The sequence below is a fragment of the Nostoc sp. XA010 genome (assembly GCF_020829625.1).
Lineage (GTDB): Bacteria > Cyanobacteriota > Cyanobacteriia > Cyanobacteriales > Nostocaceae > Nostoc.
In genome coordinates this window covers 217,350-230,319 of record NZ_JAIVFX010000007.1, presented here as the reverse complement: position 1 = coordinate 230,319, position 12,970 = coordinate 217,350, and the positions used below count along the sequence as shown (strand labels likewise).

Sequence of the window (12,970 nt, the reverse complement as noted above, 5' to 3'; positions counted from 1 at the left end):
ATTTTTACTGCCTAGAAAGGTATTGCATACACAGACATTAGCTAAAATCACTAAGACAACCACCAAAAATATAATTTGGTTGTCTGTTGTGGAATAAGTGACCTAGCTGAGGTAGAAAAGATTGATGAATCCTCAAAGAGAAGAAGACTTGCAGCGTCGCCTCAATAAGCTAGAGGCAGAGATTAATTCTTCGCCGGAAGTGGTTCCCCAACCACAAAAACAAACTGAGGCATCTATTTTTGCCAAATTTAATTTGCAACTGGAGCGATTTCAGATTTGGTTCAACAGCTTATCTGGAACAAAAAAGCTGGTAGTTTCGGGTGTGACGGTGCTAGTAGGCTTGGCAATGCTGCAAGCAGTGTTTAAACTGGTTGCATCTGTAATTAGTTTGGCACTTTTGGCAGTGTTAGTGTATGTTGGATACAAAATTTTTGTGTCCAGTAGCTTTCAACGTAAGTAATAAGCTGATATGCATTTACTTTGCATACCTGTAGTTATGAAAGTCAGGAGCCATGATAAAAAAGGCTCCTGACTTATGACTGCATTCTATTTCAATATGCTTTTCTTTTTGCCGATTAGCTTAGTCTATTTTAACTGTGCCGATCGCGGCGTATAAATGGCGTATAAATAATCTCAAAGGAAATTATGCGATGACGACACCAATTGTCAAAAGAAGTAATCAATCTGGGCAGTCTAAACAACCAGAAAGAGCCAATTCGTTGCTACTAGCAAGCAGGCGGTTTGCTGCTTGGGCGGCTGAAATTACACTAGTGGTTACAAGTGGGTTGATTCCCTTCAGCATTGGTGTTTATGCCGATTCTAGAAGCGATTTTAATCGAGTGCCCCTTAACCCCGTGCTGGTAGTCACAGAAAGAGCGATCGCTAGACCCCTGGCTCTACCTGTTAGCTATGGCATCCGTAACGTGGCATGGCCAACTAATATTTTGTGGACAATCGCCCTGTTAGCACCTGTAACTCTTTCATGGTGGCAATTGTATTTACTGGCTAAGACTGGTAGCACAATTCCTAAACGTTGGTTAAAAGTGCGGGTTGTCAACGAGCAAGGAAGACCACCTGGTTTGGGGGCAGTTGTAATTAGAGAAGGAGTTGGGCGTTGGACTGTACCCATTTCTATCGCCTATCTGCTGTGGCGCTACAGCTTTGCTTTTCCTAATTTAGGATTATTCATATTTTTATCTTTGTTAATGATTGTGGGTGAAGGGATAGGCTTACCGTCGCGCCGGGGGCGTCGCGCATTGCACGATCAACTTGCAGGCACTTATACAATAGATGCGACTCGCCCCTTGCCATCCTCACTTTTAGCTAATAACAAACAAGCTCAGTCTGCTGATGGTAATGATCAAGCAGAAGAATGGCAGGAGGGAGAAGAATTAGCGGCAGCCGAAACCAACCAGTCGCCTAATCTTTGGCGGCGGATACAGCAAAATCCTAATTTGACTTTGTTTGGGATAGGGCTTACGAGTATGACTGCTGTGTTGGCAACTTTAATAGGTACTCAAGTTTATATCCAAATTCAACAATCCCAGCGAGCAACCGAGGAAATCAACAGGGAACAGTCCCTCGAACTTAGCAACCAATGGAATTCCAACTCTGGAGCGACTAATGAGCAACGCCAAAGTACAATTCTGGCTATGGGTGGCATTAATCACCCACAGTCCGCTAAATTTCTGACTGATCTCTTGGTTAGCGAAACCAACCCCAGCCTCTTGGATACAATTCAACAAGCTTTGACAACTGTTGGGCCCAAAGCCATCCCAGAACTAAAAAATAAGAATCAGTTTTTGGTTAGCGAACTAGAGTCTATGGGTAGTACTGCAACCCAAGAACGGGAATTACGGCAAGGGCGGTTACAAAGAAACCAGCGAACGCTTAACAAGATTCTCTCTGTTTATAGCGGTAAAATCGAGGGCGTTGACCTTAGTAGCACCCAATTAGGTCAAAGCGGGACGCCAGGAAGTTCCTTCTTCAACTTGGTACTAGATAACCTTGATTTGTCAGGAGTTAAATTTAAATCTGCAAATCTTAACCAAGCCAGCTTTAAGGGTAGCCGTTTTCGAGACGTGGGTGAAGATGGACGTTGGGATACCTATGATGATGTGATGGCTGATTTAAGCCAAGCTCAGTTACAGCAAGCCAATCTTACTGATGCTAATCTCAGTCGCGTCTTGATGAACCGTACCGATTTGAGCCGCGCCACTCTCAACAGAGCCAACTTATCCAATGCACGTCTATATGAGGCTAAACTCAACAGCGCCCAACTAGTAGGAGCCGATCTACGAAACGCACTTTTGGAAAAAGCCAGCTTGACTGGAGCAGATTTAGGTGACGCTAAACTGAATGAAGCCAATCTGTACGCTGCCCGTTTAGGTCGCGCCACTGCCATAGGAACACAATTATCCTTTGCCAACTTAATGAACACTGATTGGCAAGGGGCAGATTTATCAGGAGCCTATTTGGATCGTGCTAATCTCAGCAATGCTAACCTTCGCGCCACTCGTCTAGCTGGTGCTGTTTTGCGTTCTGCCCAGATGGAAAACGCTAACTTGCAAAATGCCGACCTGAGTCTTGCAGATTTACGGGGGGCAAATGTTGCTGGAGCAGATTTTAAGGGAGCAATTCTCGCTCCTAGTAAACAAGATCCAGCCGATCAATTTGTAGAAACCCCAGATTTAGGCTCAGTATCTGCCGTAGTCCAAGGGGTTGATTTTTCTAAAGCCAAAAATTTAGATCCCAAGCAAATCGCATACATTTGTACTCAAGGAGGCATTCATTCTAGTTGCCCGTAGAATGGGAAGGGGAGCAGAGGGGCAGGGGGTAGGGGAGGATGAGGGAGATGAGGGAGATGAGGCAGACAAGGCGAATAACGAATGCCCAATGACTAATGACTAATGACTAATTGGTGTGAGGAGTTCGGTTATGAAATATATTCCATATTTGGTTTCAGTTTTGGGGGCTGGCTTGGTTTTGAGTCTGGCAAGTGCTAAACCAGCACAAGCTCAAGTAGCCTATGGCAGTTATATCGGTATAGGCCCCGCTATTGGTTTTACTGACGGTATCCAATTGGGGGGGGTTATAGCCGGTCGCTATAAGCTTTTGGAAGCACCGATTTCACTGCGTGCCCAAGTGTTAGTTGGTAATAATACGGCAATTGTACCAACGGTTTCTTACGATTTTCCCCTTAACTGGCAAGCTGATGCTTACCTGGGTGCTGGGTTAGTGTTGGCTGGTGGTGGTGGATCTTCTCCTGTAGGCGACAAAATTAGTTTTGCTTTACAACCGGGCATTGATTATATGATCCCAAATAGCAATACTGTGCTTTTTGGCAATGCCATTATTGCTTTTGATGCCTACCGTGATAGCGGTGGTACAGCTATCTCTGTACAAGGTGGTGTTGGTTTGAGATTTTAAGGGGCATTGGAAAGAGTCACCAAAAGAGTGCCGCTTATAAGAGTAGCTAGTGTTAATTGTGGTTGCTACAATACCTCCTGAATTTAGAACTAGCCCTTTCAAGGTGAACTTTTGTACTATAAAATCAATGATGTTTTTAACCCAATTTTGGGATTTTGGCGATTGCATAGGCGTAGTCCGCCGTAGGCATCGCTTAATTTACAGTCGAAAAATTTGGAGTCTAATGCATAGATTCTTTGCTCAATTCCAGCCAATGCCTGAAATGCTGTAAAAACTTGGATAGTACAGATGCTCACCTTGAAAGGGCTAGTCTTACAATCCTCAAATGTTCGTCATTGATTCGGCATCTAACTCTCTCAATTCACCCTAGGGAATCTCTGAAAGCTGTGCAATGGTTTCATAAGCTGACACAAGTGGGTAAAGTTCACAGGCATTTTTGTCTCCTTGAATACACCAATTCGTCAACGTGGCTTTAATCTGATTGAGTTTGTCACACTCTCTAGTCTTTTGTAGTGGTAGCAGCCATCAATCGCGCTCGTCGCTAGAAGCAGAGCTTGATTGTAATCATGATTACTGCCTGGTTGATTGTTTTGTGCTGAAACACTTTGATCGACTGCACTAACGCTGACAAATAAAGCCGAAAGAAAAAAATAAAACTGCCGCATCAAATAACTCCACATTATTTGCTAACTCATTTTACAAATCGGTTTTTTCGCTAGATAAAGACGCTGCTATCATACATCGCTGCGGTATTAGAAAGTTTTTCGTTTCATCAAACGCTTGACAAAACCATTTTTCGAGGTGACTCTCATTCGTTTGATAAGGTGAAAATATGCGAAGTATTGTCAGAATTCACTTACATGAATGAGTAGCGTCCTAAACAGCATTGCCAAGGGATTCGTACTCATGGAGCAGATCCTCGAAATATTGTACGTGTCGGTCGATTCCACGCTCGACGGCTTTGATTACGCTATGAAGTTTGGCTGAATCCCCATCGTAGCGAGTCAGCACCGGACGAATAGAATCTTGGAAATGATTCACCTCTAATTCCGCGTGCAAGCTCAACCAAGTTGGGTGCTTCATGCCACGAGCATCAAAGTAAGATTGGAGAATTCTGGCATTTCGGATTGACACACACAGTTCTCGACCACTCAGCGCAGCCAAGGCTTCATAAAAGTTGTCGATTCCGTAGCCGAATTCATTGAAAAATGAACGTTCATACGATACAGTCGCGGCACTCCGTTGAGATGCCGTAATTTCAGAATCACTCAATCCCAGATCGTGAAGAAATTCTACGTACATCTCACTATGATCATCTTGCAAGTCGGTGAAGGTGTGATCTGACAACGACATAATCGCAGATTTTTGGTCTGGGTCAGTACAACTTCCTGCTTTGATAATGCATAAGCCGAACCACTGATGCAGCCGATCGCGCCAAAAATGGTACTGGAGAAAGGCATATTGCATTAATGGTGGAGTAATGGTTCCAGCTTTCAGCAGGCAAAAAAAACGACTGCGATCAAGGACTTCGTGACAATAAGCGATTGTTCTAGAATTGATTGCCGATTCTTGCGCTTTCACCGCAGGCGGTAGTTCGATGTCTCGATTTAAGCGGCTAGATGTCAGAGCGATCCCAGGTTGCACTTTCATAATTAATCTCCTAGTTGCGAGTTATCAGTTCATGAAAGCAAGCTTAGAAGATGATTATTATGATAGTAAGAGGATTTTGATTATATTAGTATGATATTTTAATCATACTATTTTGGTTAAATGATCCTTCGACCTTGGAATCAGCTTGAAATGCGACAGCTACACTATTTTATGGAGCTTGTTGCAGAAACGGGCGATAAAAAAAGCTTTAGCAAAGCGGCTGAACGTTTAGATGTGGAACAATCCTACCTCAGCAAAACGATCGCTGCCCTGGAAGGGGCCTTGAGCGTCGAACTCTTTGATCGCACTCGTCGCCCTCCGGTGTTGACGGCGGCGGGAAAGGTTTTTCTCACCGAACTTCAGGTTGCCGTCACTGCACTAGAACGGGCGGTGACACGGGCACAAGAAGCCAGCCGTGGCGAAATTGGCAAGCTGGTTGTGGTGGTGAACACTGCGATCGCGAATAGTTTACTTCCAGATATTCTCAAAACCTTTCGTGATCGTTATCCGAAGGTGGAATTAGAACTGCGATCTATAACGATCGAGGAAATGATCCAAGGACTACGGGATAACTCCATCGATGTTGGATTTGAACATCTGCCCAATCCTTATTCAGGTGATTCAACTCTGAACTTTCTTGCGATTGTGCAAGAGTCCTTTGTGGTTGCATTGCCAGAACATCATCCCCTGACGGCGCGATCGCAGATTCCACTTGAAGCACTCAAGGACGAGCAGTTGATTTTACCACCGCTTGATGCGGTGCCCTCCTACGAAGTGGTCTTATCGCAATTTGAGCTTCGGGGATTCAAGCCAACATTGCTAGAAACGGTCAAAGCCACTTGGATGGTGATCAACCTCAGTTTAGTGGCAGCAGGCGTAGGTGTCTCGATTCTACCGGATAACGTGCAAACGCTTCAACGTCAAGGTGTGGTGTACCGAGAGCTTCAAGACACCCCGTTTACAAGGGCAATTGCGGTGGTGTGGCGACGGGCAGATATCAAGGCTTTGTTAGAGCCAGCACCGACCGATTCGATCTTGCTGCGCCAATTCCTCACGGTAGTTCAAGAGATCGCAGAACGTTGTGCATCGCCTGCTAATTAACCAATAAGAGTTTCAGCACTGGCGAAAAAGGAGTCTAACAACGTTTGCTTTTCTGGCGATCGCCCTTTTAAGAGCAAATTTCCCACCTTGAACCCAAACCCTACTGCGATCGCTATTCCTAAGAAGCGTTAAACTTCATTGCAAATTAAGAAGTTAGTCAAAATAACGTGATAGTTTTTGTTCATAAAGAGAGACAGCACAGGATTAACACAGGAGAATACAGTGGCAATGGAATCAAATTTATTAACGAATGCAAGCGCAGATGAAATGAATCAAGATTTCAGTGAATATGTCGCCAACCTGCAACTTCACATGACTCTGCAAGCTCGCAATCTTGTTCCAACCCTGAAGCAAACACTGGTAGATAGTCGCCAGCAATTACTCCATCAAACCCAAGCCAACTTTGAAAAGCTAGTTTCTCGACAAGGGCTGTAAATATATACAAATTTTAATCAAAATTCCAATAAAATATAAGGCAGATGTTGTTGGGTTAATGCCAATGGTGTTCTCATAAGGTCTGCTTTTTCTGCTTTTTTAAGTATTGAGTTAGTAAAATCACCCTTTTGGCGCAATAGTAAGGGGCAAAAAGCAGTTAATATTATTGCAGCAGTTCCTTTGAAGAGCAGTTAGTTAAGGCTAAATAGCGGCTCGAATAAAAATGACTTCATTACTTCCCAGAAACCTCAGCGTTGTTATCCGACCAGTCCAATACCGGGATCTGGACGGAATTGAGCGCATAACTCAAGAGTCATTCTCAGCCCTCACTCCCAAGGGAGCAGGTTTTGCCATCAGCCAGATGCTCATGCTGCGTCGCTGGTATGGATTACTCAAATTTTTGAGTTGGTTTCCTAACCCGCTACAGTATCGCCTCTGTGCCTACATAGCAGAGCAAGGACGGATGCTTTTAGGGATGATTCAAGTGTCACCCTTTAACCGGACACGCAGCACTTGGCGCATTGATAAAGTGCTGTTAGAGCGTGGTGTCGATAAACAAGGAACTGGCTCACAACTTTTGCGTCATTGCTTTGAATCGATTCTGGAAGCTCGCACTTGGTTACTGGAAGTTAACATCAATGACATAGAGGCACTGGCACTATATCGGCAAAATGGATTCCAGCGTCTGGCAGAAATGACGTACTGGGAAATTGGGCCAGAATTACTGGCTGAATTAGCGCAAGCAGAGCCAGACTTACCCAACCTTTTGCCAGTAAGTAATGCTGATGCCCAGTTGCTATATCAACTAGATACGGCATCAATGCCGCCTTTAGTCCGTCAGGTTTTTGACCGTAATACCCGCGACTTTAAAACCAGTTTGTTTGGTGCTTTAACTGATGCAGTAATGCAATGGGCGAGCAAAACAGAAGTAGTGAGTGGTTACGTATTTGAACCGCAACGCAAAGCTGCGATCGGCTATTTTCAGGTGCAACTTGACCGTAAGGGTGAAGTTCCCCACGTTGCAACGCTGACAGTGCATCCTGCTTATACTTGGCTGTACCCAGAATTACTATCTCAACTGGCTCGTATTGCCCAAGATTTTCCCCAACAAGGGTTGCAACTCGCTTCCTCGGACTATCAAGCAGAGCGAGAAGAATATTTGGAGCGAATTGGGGCAAAACGCATAGAACATACATTAGTTATGTCTCGCTCTGTATGGCACAAGCTACGAGAGTCTAAATTCGTCTCCTTAGAAGGAATTCAGTGGACTGATATGCTGCAAGGTTTACAACCGGCACGTAAACCTATACCAGGTGGAATGTCATGGATACAACCAGGACAACTGCCATCGTCAGATAAACCACTGCAAAGCTTGTCAGAACCGATTAACTTTTCGGTAAAAAATCCTAGCATGGAAGCATCACCGATTTCTGAATCAGCAGATGCACAGCAGGAGAATTAATTGTGATATCCCAACAGCAACCAAAACCTTTTATTTCAGCGTTAGGACTAGATTTTGGTCGCAAACGCATTGGTGTGGCTGGGTGCGATCGCACGGGTTTAATTGCCACGGGGATTACCACAATTGAGCGCACATCTTTTGAGCAGGATGTGGAGCAAATCCGGCAAATAGTTAATGAACGCGAGGTGCAAATCCTGGTAATGGGCTTACCTTATTCAATGGATGGCTCAGTAGGATTTCAAGCGCGTCAAGTTCAAAAATTTACTACAAGACTTGCTAAAGCACTGAAACTGCCTGTGGAATATATGGATGAGCGATTAACTTCGTTTCAAGCAGAACAACTGCTGATAGCTGAGAACCGCTCCCCGTCACGCCATAAAGGTTTGATTGACCGCAAGGCAGCCGCTTTGATTTTACAACAATGGTTGGATGTTAAGCGTGCTAACTCCCACAGTTCAGTTGCGGCTATTGAATATTGATACCTTTTAACATGATATTCTGAAAACGATTAGCCAGCAGTTGTATCTACGTATAAGGCTATTTGGTTGGCATAATAATGTCATTAAATAGTTAAGCGATTTTCAATGTTGCTGGTATTTATTAAATTTCTACATTTCGGCTATGTTTTCCTCTCCTTTTCCTGAAGAAAATGATAACGCTCATGCGGGTTCCATCACTTTAACCGATGACAAAGGGCGATCGCTCGAATGTTACATAGAGCATTCCCTCGAAGTCGATGAACAAGAATACGTTTTACTTCTTCCTGTAGACTCACCTGTAGAAATTTTTTCTTGGGAAGGTGACGGTGAGGAAGAAGAAGCGGTTCTGGTAGAAGATGACAGCATTATTGAGCAAATTTTTGCCACTGCCCAAGCTGTACTATCGGAGCAGAACCTGATATTGAAGAATACAGCTTATGCTCTGACTGTTGCAGGTGATTTACCGCCCGTTGAAGAATCAGAACTCTTCACCTTAGAAATCGAAGACGAAGAAGCGGATTTAGATCCGGAGCAATTACAGCTACTCGCTAGCTTCTATGATGAAGATCAGGAGTATGCAATTTATACACCCCTCGATCCCCTGTTGTTTTTTGCACGGATAACAAAAACAGGTGAACCTGAATTACTTTCTCCAGAGGAGTTTCGTAAAGTGCAACCTCTGTTAGAAGAACATCTTTTTAATGAAGTGGAATAAGATTAAAAATTCAAAATGTAACGTTTTCATTTTGAATTTTTTAATTGAAAGTTTTCATTGTAATCAAAATCTAGCTAAACCTTTTACCATGTCCCATTCAATGTGGAAGCAATGAATCATTGAGACTAAATTGGGACAATTAGTATTGTTTAAGATTCGGAAAAAAGCATTTTGCTAGGGATTTTAATTCCATTATCCCTCTTGAAAAGTTTGCTACGGAGGGAAGCCCTCCTTACAACTTTCCGCAAAATCCAAAATTGGCATGAGGTGCTGACAATGGCTTATAGCGACTTTACACTAAGTAAATTTAAAAAGTCATTCAGCATCCACATTGATGAAGAAACTGATTTATGTGCCGACATAAAACCTTTACAGCCAAGCGAAAAACTCATAAATTCTTTAGAAGAAACGACAGAACTGGCTTTAGCAATTAATACTGAAAAAGCTCGTTCAGAAATGATTATCACTCCAATATTGTTGGAGGTAAGGCGCAGGGCTAATTATCCAATTAGTTTATTTTCAGGAACAGATTTTAATGTAGATGCCGAAAAAGGTCTAAATGGCTATTGTGATTTTATTATCAGTCGTGCTAAAGAGCAATTAACAATTAATGTGCCTGTGTTGGTTATTATTGAGGCGAAAAATGAAAATATTAAAGGTGGATTAGGCCAATGTGCGGCGACAATGTTGGCAGCACAATTGTTTAATCAACGAGAAGGAAATGATATTAGGAAAATTTATGGCGCGGTAACAACGGGGGATATTTGGAAGTTTTTGAAGTTAGAAGAAAACGATATATTTATTGATTTGAATAATTATTACATTAAAGAGATAGATAAGATTTTAGGGATTTTATCTCAAACTGTTCAGGGAGATATACCAGAATCGAGTTCGACTAACTAAACTATATTGGGTTATGCTCATTTGTCTAAAGCTACTTAAATTTGACTGTTGACTATGGCCTGGAACAATCTTTTACAGCCTGACTTGATTTTAGAAGGTTCAGTGTTGAACCTAACACCAGATATTATCCAAAAATACGGGCTTAAAGGGCTGGTATTGGATGTAGATGAAACCTTAGTACCCTTTACAGTAGGAATAGCTTCTCCAGAACTACAAGATTGGGTGGAGCAAATTCGTTCCTGTACTGCATTGTGTTTAGTGAGTAACAACCTGAGTGAAGCGCGAATTGGTGGAATTGCGCGATCGCTTAACCTACCTTACTACTTAGGTGCAGCCAAGCCCTCCCGACGCAAAATTAGAGCAGCACTTAGGGGAATGGATCTACCAGTACATCAAGTGGGGATGGTAGGCGATCGCTTATTTACGGATGTCATTGCAGGTAATCGCTTGGGAATGTTTACCATTCTAGTTGAACCCATTGTCCATGCAGACGCAGCCCTGCGCTCTCATCCTGTCCGCAACTTTGAAGTTTGGATATCTGAAATTCTGGGAGCCTCTATTACCCCCAAAAAAACTAAGATTCACAAAAGCTAAAAAATCATCAGGAAAGTAAATCTAAAGAAATGGTTAAGGAATCTTAATGGAATTCAAAAATCGGGGATCATAATTATTAATAATATGGGGTCAGCCAAAAAAGACCCTACAGCATACAAAATAAATATAAACCCGTAAAGCGTCAGCCTTCACTATAGAGGGATTGGCGCTTTACAAATTTAGTTAGGAGTTAGAAGTTATGAGTTATGAATTAAATTCAACTCCTAACTCCTCACTCTTAACTCCTCACTTTTTAGATGTCATTAACAATTGTTGTCAAAATCGGCACTTCGAGCCTAACCCAACCAGAAACGGGACAATTAGCACTTTCTACCATTGCTACCTTGGCGGAAACACTCTGTTATTTAAGACGACAAGGACACCGGGTGATTTTGGTTTCTTCTGGGGCTGTGGGAGTGGGTTGTGCGCGGTTGGGCTTAACTGAACGTCCCAAAGCGATCGCACTAAAACAGGCTGTAGCAGCAGTTGGACAAGGCAGGTTAATTCGGATATACGATGATTTATTTACTACCTTGCAACAGGCGATCGCTCAAGTATTGCTGACTCGCAGCGACTTAGTACAGCGCAGCCGCTATCTCAACGCCTACAATACTTTTCAGGAGCTATTAGGGCTGGGAGTGATCCCTATAGTCAATGAAAATGATACCGTAGCCATAGATGAACTAAAATTTGGTGATAATGACACCCTTTCGGCATTAGTTGCCAGCCTAGTAGAAGCAGATTGGCTATTTTTGCTTACCGATGTCGATAGACTGTACTCAGCCGATCCGCGTTCCGTACCAGATGCGCGGCCGATCGCTTTAGTGAGTAGCATTAAAGAATTAGCTCAATTACAAATACAAACAGGTTCCCAAGGTTCTCAGTGGGGTACTGGCGGTATGGTGACAAAAATTTCGGCTGCAAGAATTGCGATCGCGGCGGGAGTTCGTACCGTAATTACCCAAGGACGATTTCCCCAGAATATCGAAAAAATTATCCAAGGTGAACTGATTGGGACGCATTTTGAACCGCAACCTGAACCAACTTCGGCGCGTAAACGTTGGATAGCTTACGGACTTTTACCTATGGGTAAATTGTATTTAGATGAAGGTGCAATCGCGGCAATTTCTCTGGCGGGAAAATCGTTATTAGCAGCTGGAATTAAAGTAGTAGAAGGAGAGTTTCGCACACAGGATGCAGTGCAATTGTGTGACAGCAAGGGTAACGAAATTGCCAGAGGACTTGTGAATTACAACAGCGATGAATTGCAAAAGATTCGCGGCTGTCATTCGCGGGAAATTTCCGTGATTTTAGGCTATGCGGGTGTGGAAACCGTGATTCATCGGGATAATTTGGTTTTGATTTAGGATCGAAATAAGATAAATTTCGTGAGTACTAACTGCGAGAGTAAAAAATATTATGACTCAAACGTTATAAAATGCTGTTAACTTCCCAGAAGAACAACACTTCTTCAAACGTGGATTAAGTTGGGAACAGTTTAAAGCGATTCAAGCTAGCTTTGAAAATGTAGTGGGAATGCGGTTGTTTTATTGTGAAAGGATCTTAGAAATTGTGAGTATGCGCCTCTGCGGTTCGTTCTCCAAAATTTCCCTAACATTTTGTGCCATATAAGGCCCTGACCCCAAACGTTCCACACATCCACGTTTCCCACACAAACAAACTGGCCCAGGAGGATCTACAACGATATGTCTAATTATCCTCAGCCATCCCACTAGCACCCCGCCAAGGCTGGCCGTTGAGTATCCAACCACCACCCACGCCAGTGCTGATAGTTATGTAAAACAGGCTATCGTACCCCTGTCCCGCACCAAAACGATGTTCTCCCAAGCAGCAACGTTAGCATCATTATCTACACCAACAGGAACGCCAAACTCCCCCTCCAACAAACTTTTGAGAGGAATATTCTCCCATCCAGCTACATGATGAGATAGTCGCACCGTCCCCGTAGAAGCATCTACAGGGCTGCCAAAGCTAACACCGATCGCAGCAGGTTTTGTGTCTTCTAGCAATGAGTATATTAGCGATCGCATAATTTCCAAGTCAGTACTAGCATTTGCATTCGCTGGCGAGAGACGGCGTTCATAACGCAACCACTTTCTAGAACCGACATTTACCAATCCTGCCGCCAATTTAGTTCCGCCAAAATCGAGAGCTAAAATTAATGTCATAGTTTTTTATAAT

Annotated in this window: 12 protein-coding genes and 1 pseudogene; 11 read left to right on the top strand and 2 right to left on the bottom strand. The window is 43.3% G+C overall.

Annotated features, from left to right (window positions below; translation table 11 throughout):
- Positions 1 to 124: 124 nt before the first annotated feature.
- The 3 genes from LC608_RS13520 (at position 125) to LC608_RS13510 (ending at position 3,429) form a co-directional block, all read left to right on the top strand.
- Complete coding sequence (locus LC608_RS13520; RefSeq protein ID WP_229554031.1) at positions 125 to 460, top strand: hypothetical protein; 336 nt, start codon at positions 125 to 127, stop codon at positions 458 to 460.
- Between the two features lie 190 nt (positions 461 to 650).
- Positions 651 to 2,807, top strand: a complete 2,157-nt coding sequence (locus LC608_RS13515) for a pentapeptide repeat-containing protein (protein WP_229554030.1) — start codon at positions 651 to 653, stop codon at positions 2,805 to 2,807.
- A 130-nt stretch (positions 2,808 to 2,937) separates the two neighbouring features.
- Positions 2,938 to 3,429, top strand: coding sequence for a hypothetical protein (locus tag LC608_RS13510; protein WP_229554029.1), 492 nt, complete (start codon positions 2,938 to 2,940; stop codon positions 3,427 to 3,429).
- Between the two features lie 876 nt (positions 3,430 to 4,305).
- On the opposite strand, the gene LC608_RS13505 is transcribed toward LC608_RS13510, so the two are convergent.
- Positions 4,306 to 5,079, bottom strand: a complete 774-nt coding sequence (locus LC608_RS13505; RefSeq protein ID WP_229554028.1) for an iron-containing redox enzyme family protein — start codon at positions 5,077 to 5,079, stop codon at positions 4,306 to 4,308.
- 150 nt (positions 5,080 to 5,229) lie between these two features.
- Here LC608_RS13505 and LC608_RS13500 point away from each other — a divergent pair, with 150 nt between their 5' ends.
- The 8 genes from LC608_RS13500 to proB all read left to right on the top strand — a co-directional run bounded on the left by LC608_RS13500 (position 5,230) and on the right by proB (position 12,135).
- On the top strand, positions 5,230 to 6,180 hold the full coding sequence (locus LC608_RS13500; RefSeq protein ID WP_229554027.1) for a LysR family transcriptional regulator: 951 nt from the start codon (positions 5,230 to 5,232) through the stop codon (positions 6,178 to 6,180).
- Between the two features lie 228 nt (positions 6,181 to 6,408).
- Entirely contained in the window at positions 6,409 to 6,615 is a 207-nt protein-coding gene (locus tag LC608_RS13495; protein ID WP_229554026.1) for a hypothetical protein, read from the top strand.
- A 223-nt stretch (positions 6,616 to 6,838) separates the two neighbouring features.
- Positions 6,839 to 8,077, top strand: a complete 1,239-nt coding sequence (locus LC608_RS13490; RefSeq protein ID WP_229554025.1) for a GNAT family N-acetyltransferase — start codon at positions 6,839 to 6,841, stop codon at positions 8,075 to 8,077.
- A gap of 2 nt (positions 8,078 to 8,079) precedes the next feature.
- Positions 8,080 to 8,556 (top strand): Holliday junction resolvase RuvX, encoded by a 477-nt coding sequence (gene ruvX / locus LC608_RS13485; protein WP_229554024.1) that lies wholly within the window; start codon positions 8,080 to 8,082, stop codon positions 8,554 to 8,556.
- A gap of 142 nt (positions 8,557 to 8,698) precedes the next feature.
- Positions 8,699 to 9,271 carry a DUF3727 domain-containing protein gene (locus LC608_RS13480; protein ID WP_100900591.1) on the top strand — a complete coding sequence of 191 codons (573 nt, stop codon included), beginning with the start codon at positions 8,699 to 8,701 and terminating at the stop codon, positions 9,269 to 9,271.
- 276 nt (positions 9,272 to 9,547) lie between these two features.
- Positions 9,548 to 10,174, top strand: a complete 627-nt coding sequence (locus LC608_RS13475; protein ID WP_229554023.1) for a hypothetical protein — start codon at positions 9,548 to 9,550, stop codon at positions 10,172 to 10,174.
- Between the two features lie 54 nt (positions 10,175 to 10,228).
- On the top strand, positions 10,229 to 10,768 hold the full coding sequence (locus tag LC608_RS13470; RefSeq protein ID WP_229554022.1) for a YqeG family HAD IIIA-type phosphatase: 540 nt from the start codon (positions 10,229 to 10,231) through the stop codon (positions 10,766 to 10,768).
- A 257-nt stretch (positions 10,769 to 11,025) separates the two neighbouring features.
- Positions 11,026 to 12,135 (top strand): glutamate 5-kinase, encoded by a 1,110-nt coding sequence (gene proB / locus LC608_RS13465; protein WP_229554021.1) that lies wholly within the window; start codon positions 11,026 to 11,028, stop codon positions 12,133 to 12,135.
- Positions 12,136 to 12,351: 216 nt separating this feature from the next.
- On the opposite strand, the pseudogene LC608_RS13460 reads toward proB, so the two are convergent.
- Positions 12,352 to 12,957: pseudogene (locus tag LC608_RS13460) on the bottom strand (ROK family protein); the annotation flags it as partial.
- Positions 12,958 to 12,970: the final 13 nt, after the last annotated feature.

Coding starts and splice junctions, on each gene's coding strand:
- LC608_RS13520 (WP_229554031.1), top strand. CDS start 125: ATGAATCCTCAAAGAGAAGAAGACTTGCAGCGTCGCCTCAATAAGCTA.
- LC608_RS13515 (WP_229554030.1), top strand. CDS start 651: ATGACGACACCAATTGTCAAAAGAAGTAATCAATCTGGGCAGTCTAAA.
- LC608_RS13510 (WP_229554029.1), top strand. CDS start 2,938: ATGAAATATATTCCATATTTGGTTTCAGTTTTGGGGGCTGGCTTGGTT.
- LC608_RS13505 (WP_229554028.1), bottom strand. CDS start 5,079: ATGAAAGTGCAACCTGGGATCGCTCTGACATCTAGCCGCTTAAATCGA.
- LC608_RS13500 (WP_229554027.1), top strand. CDS start 5,230: ATGCGACAGCTACACTATTTTATGGAGCTTGTTGCAGAAACGGGCGAT.
- LC608_RS13495 (WP_229554026.1), top strand. CDS start 6,409: ATGGAATCAAATTTATTAACGAATGCAAGCGCAGATGAAATGAATCAA.
- LC608_RS13490 (WP_229554025.1), top strand. CDS start 6,839: ATGACTTCATTACTTCCCAGAAACCTCAGCGTTGTTATCCGACCAGTC.
- LC608_RS13480 (WP_100900591.1), top strand. CDS start 8,699: ATGTTTTCCTCTCCTTTTCCTGAAGAAAATGATAACGCTCATGCGGGT.
- LC608_RS13475 (WP_229554023.1), top strand. CDS start 9,548: ATGGCTTATAGCGACTTTACACTAAGTAAATTTAAAAAGTCATTCAGC.
- LC608_RS13470 (WP_229554022.1), top strand. CDS start 10,229: ATGGCCTGGAACAATCTTTTACAGCCTGACTTGATTTTAGAAGGTTCA.
- proB (WP_229554021.1), top strand. CDS start 11,026: ATGTCATTAACAATTGTTGTCAAAATCGGCACTTCGAGCCTAACCCAA.